Source organism: Aurantimicrobium sp. (genome assembly GCF_036667855.1).
In the GTDB taxonomy this organism is placed as follows: Bacteria; Actinomycetota; Actinomycetes; order Actinomycetales; family Microbacteriaceae; genus Aurantimicrobium.
The window spans coordinates 1-3781 of sequence record NZ_JAVWTF010000061.1 but is presented as its reverse complement, the minus strand read 5'-3'; the positions used below and the strand labels follow the sequence as shown (position 1 = coordinate 3781).

Annotated in this window: 3 protein-coding genes; all 3 read left to right on the top strand. The window is 54.0% G+C overall.

The genetic code is table 11. From position 1 onward, the window contains the following. Positions 1-62: 62 nt before the first annotated feature. Complete coding sequence (locus RR877_RS09290) at positions 63-572, top strand: hypothetical protein (protein ID WP_332628009.1); 510 nt, start codon at positions 63-65, stop codon at positions 570-572. After that, positions 572-1342, top strand: a complete 771-nt coding sequence (locus tag RR877_RS09285; RefSeq protein WP_332628007.1) for a hypothetical protein — start codon at positions 572-574, stop codon at positions 1340-1342. Before RR877_RS09290 ends, RR877_RS09285 begins: the two co-directional genes overlap by 1 nt. A gap of 17 nt (positions 1343-1359) precedes the next feature. Continuing rightward, a partial coding sequence (locus RR877_RS09280; protein WP_332628005.1) for a hypothetical protein occupies positions 1360-3781 on the top strand: 2422 nt, incomplete at its 3' end.

Here is a 3781-nt window from a genome sequence, read left to right as displayed (position 1 = left end):
ACTAGCTCTCCGGGTGTTGAGGTTCCAAACAAACCCACTAACCCAATGGGAGGTATGGCGTAATGGCTAAGTCACTGAGTCAAATGAATATGGAAGAGAACGTTAAGCAGAGCGAGGGCGTTCAGGTTAGCGACGACGATGTAGAGATTGCAGTGAGAATGGCTGTGCAGATGTTGGATGAGGGTGGCTTGAAGATGATGGCTGACGCCATTGACCAGTCAGACGATCCCGCTATGGTGATCGGACAGATCCTCGCACAGATGATTGGCCAGCTTGCTGAAGAACTACAGAACGAGTACGACATTGATCCTCGCATCTTCCTTGCCAAGAATGGTTGGCTGGATACGATTCTTGATTATATCGAACACGAGCTTAACTACCCAGAAAACTTCTCGGATCAAATCTATCAGGAAGTGTTGGAGATTATCAAGGCAGCTGCCTCTACTCCCGACGCTCCTAATAATGTGATGGCAGAGAACGGTGATGAGTCGGAGCAGATCCCTGTCCCCTCTCAGCCCGCTCAGCCTCAGCAGCCGGGTATGGGTCAGGCTCCTCTTCCGGGGATGGCATAATGGCATTTAGTTTTGGCGAAGGTCTTGCCAGCTTTGCGAAGGGCGCAGCTGACTACACTGTAGACAGTATCCGCGATCAGCAGAAAGCTGAACAAGAGATTAAGAAGGCGAAGCTGCTCGAAGAATTGAGAGTGGCAACCGAAGAGAGGATGGCTACCTTCCGAGAGAACCTGCTTCGCGGCAGAGCGGATAAGGATATGTCGGGCCTTGAAGGTGATGAGTTTGTCATGCGAGATGCAGAGGGCAAGGAGAAGTCCCGCCGTGCTGCTACCGCTGATGAGAAGGAAGCTAGACAGAGAGCCCGCGATAAGGATGATTTGTCTAGGCGTCAGGGTGAGGCACAGATTCGACAGAGTGAGGCTAGCATCCGACAGGGTGATGAGCGCAACGCACTCTCGCGTCGTGGTCAGGATCTTGACTTCCAAGCAGCCATGGCCCGCACTGCTGCTAGCGGCAGAGGTAGTGGTGATATCACCGATCAGGGTTTGCAGGGTACTAGCTCTTCGGCTATCGGCTACAAGTTGACAGGTATGAACAAGTCCATTGTGGACAATGCAGTGAAGGGTGGTGTCCCAGCTGAGCGTGTGCAGCAGCTGGCCTCTATCGTAGTGTCTCGTGCACTGGCTAGAGGTGAGAAGAATCTGGATGTAATCAACAGTGACTTCTTGGACGGCCTTACAGAACTGAGACGTGGTGTTGATGGCTCCGGGGAAAATGCCTCGTGGTCCCTCGACACTTACAGAACGAATAGTGCTAAGCGTAACAAATAAAACTTAAGGAGAAACTAATGGCTACTAGAAAGAAGCCTTCTGCCCTGTCTCAGTACGAGTCGTTGCAGAGGGATCTGTTGTCGCTCGGCGACGATGAGATTAACAATGACCCGCTGGTAGCCGCGCAACGCGCACGCATTGAACGTGAGCGTGCTGCTGATTTCTCCGGAGTCTCCGCAACGGTTGACTCTACAGCTTCGACCCCCTCCGCGCCCGAAGCGCGGGGGTGGGCCGGACGCGCTTTGGATGAAGCAGCAAACTTTGGCGGTGCGGTTGTTGACGCAGTGCAGGGGGGTTTGCAGAAGTCTGCATCCAGCGCCCTCTTCACTCGTGCTGATCTTGCCGAGCAACCCACAACCCTTCTAGATACTCTTGCTGTTGGTGCTGCCAACGCATCTGACCTGTTGCAGAACCTTGGTGGTTACCTCACTGGTGACGCTCAGTCTGCACGTGGTCTCGCTAATATTGGTGCAGCTGTTCGTGATCCTAGAGCGCAGATGCTCAAGGACAGCGCCTCTCTCAGTGAGAAGGCTGCTGCCAATCGTAGCAATGTTGACGCTGTTCGTAAGGTGATTGCTGACCGTGGCTTCCTAGTTGCTGAGGGTGGTGAAGCTATCCTCGACGCAGCTGAGTCTCCGACCGGTGCACTGTCGCTGGTTGGTGGTCCCCTCGCCGGTATCGGTATGGGTGACTCGTTTGCTCAGCAGTATAAGGAAGGACGTGATGCTGGACTGAGTAAGGAAGAAGCATCCCGTGTCGCTGAGTTGCAGGCTCTGCCGGAAGCAATTGGTTTCATCCCGGCTGGTAGACTGCTCTCTAAGATTCCGGGCCTAGGTGCTTTGGGCAGAGCGGCTGAAAGCAAGGTGAACAGTGTGCTCACTCGTACTGTTGCTCAGGCTGGCGCTACTGCGCTGGGTGAGGGTACTGGCGAAGCTGCCACTACCGCTGCTCAGTTGGCAATGCACAAGCTGAACGCAGAGTTCAGTGATAGTGATGCTGTCCGCAAGTACAGTCAGAGTCAGACTCCCAAGACTGCCGGCGAATTGGGCGAGGCCATGTGGCGTAGCTTCAAGGCTGGTGCTGTCATGGGCGGACCGATGGGTGCTATTGAGGGTAGGTTTGCTGCCGCTGCTGACGCAGGGCGTATGACCTCCGAGTTCAACAACGCTATCAACGATGCTGTTCTGGAAAGTAAGAACGCAGAAGTTAACCAGCGTCGTCTGGACAGGGCTCCTACTCCGGCTGCTCCTGAGCCTCGTCAGGTTGAGATGTTCCCGACTGCACAGAGCGATGGTCGTACCTTCGCTGAGCAGGAAGCGGATCGTCAGGATAGTTACACGCGTCAGGCTGAAACCCAGCTTAGTAGGCGTCGTGCTTTTGAACAGTCGGAGGCTGAACAGAATGCTAGAATTGCTGCGGAACGCGAAGACGCGTATAGACAAGCTGAGCTTGATGCTGCTGCGCAGAGAAATCCGGGTAGCCAGCTGGCTCAGGGGCTTGCGGGAATTGGCAGGGATATCTCCCGAGCTAACACTGCTGCTACTGTACCTTCTCAGTCTACTGTCGCTGCTGATGTTCGCCCTGTAAGAGAACCTGTTCAGGGTGAGTTGGATGTAACTGTCCAGCAGCCTATGGATCTGGCTCGTAAGGAAGTTGAGAACGTCATCAAGAAGGATGAGAAGAAGGCGCTCGATGCTGCTAAGAGCAAGCGACAGGCTGATCGTCGTAAGTTCAGAGCCGCTCAGTTGAAGGAGGTTACTGGTGACAATCGTGTTGATGTTGTTGCTCAGCGTATGGTTGATTGGGATAATGCCAATCCTATTCCTACGGCTGAGAGCATCGCTGCTCGCCCTGCACCTACCACCACCGAAACTACCCAGGCACCTACTACTCCTACTGAAAGAGCTACGCGGTACGAAGAGATTGAGCAGGCTCCGGAAGTAGACACGGAAACCGCTGCGCGTCAGGAAGCTGAGGCAATGCGTGAGTTCTACCCGGACGAAAGTGAAGCTCAGCTTCGTCAGCGGGTTGCACAGGAGACTGGTAGAGCACAGCCTGTTGAGAGTATGCAGTCGCGTTCTCCCAACTTCAAGGCATCCACGATGTCTGATGTACAGAAGGTGATTGGTGACAAGATTGGTAAGGACAGTCAGGCAAACCTCGCTGCACTGATGATTGGCAACAAGAGAGTTAAGCTGATCGATACGGATGGCCAGCGTCCTGCTGGTGTAGATAGTCGAGGGGCTGCGTTCTACGATGGTGACGGTATCACGGTGGACGTGCGTCGCCTGAACAAGAACAACCTCACTGGCGATCTGCTGGTTCTGCTGGCACATGAGAGCAAGCACGCTGCTGACTTCTCTGGTGCAGGTAAGGCTGGTATTGAATCCTTCATCGGTAAGGAAGCCAATGATCGTATCATCAAGAAGATTGAGGATG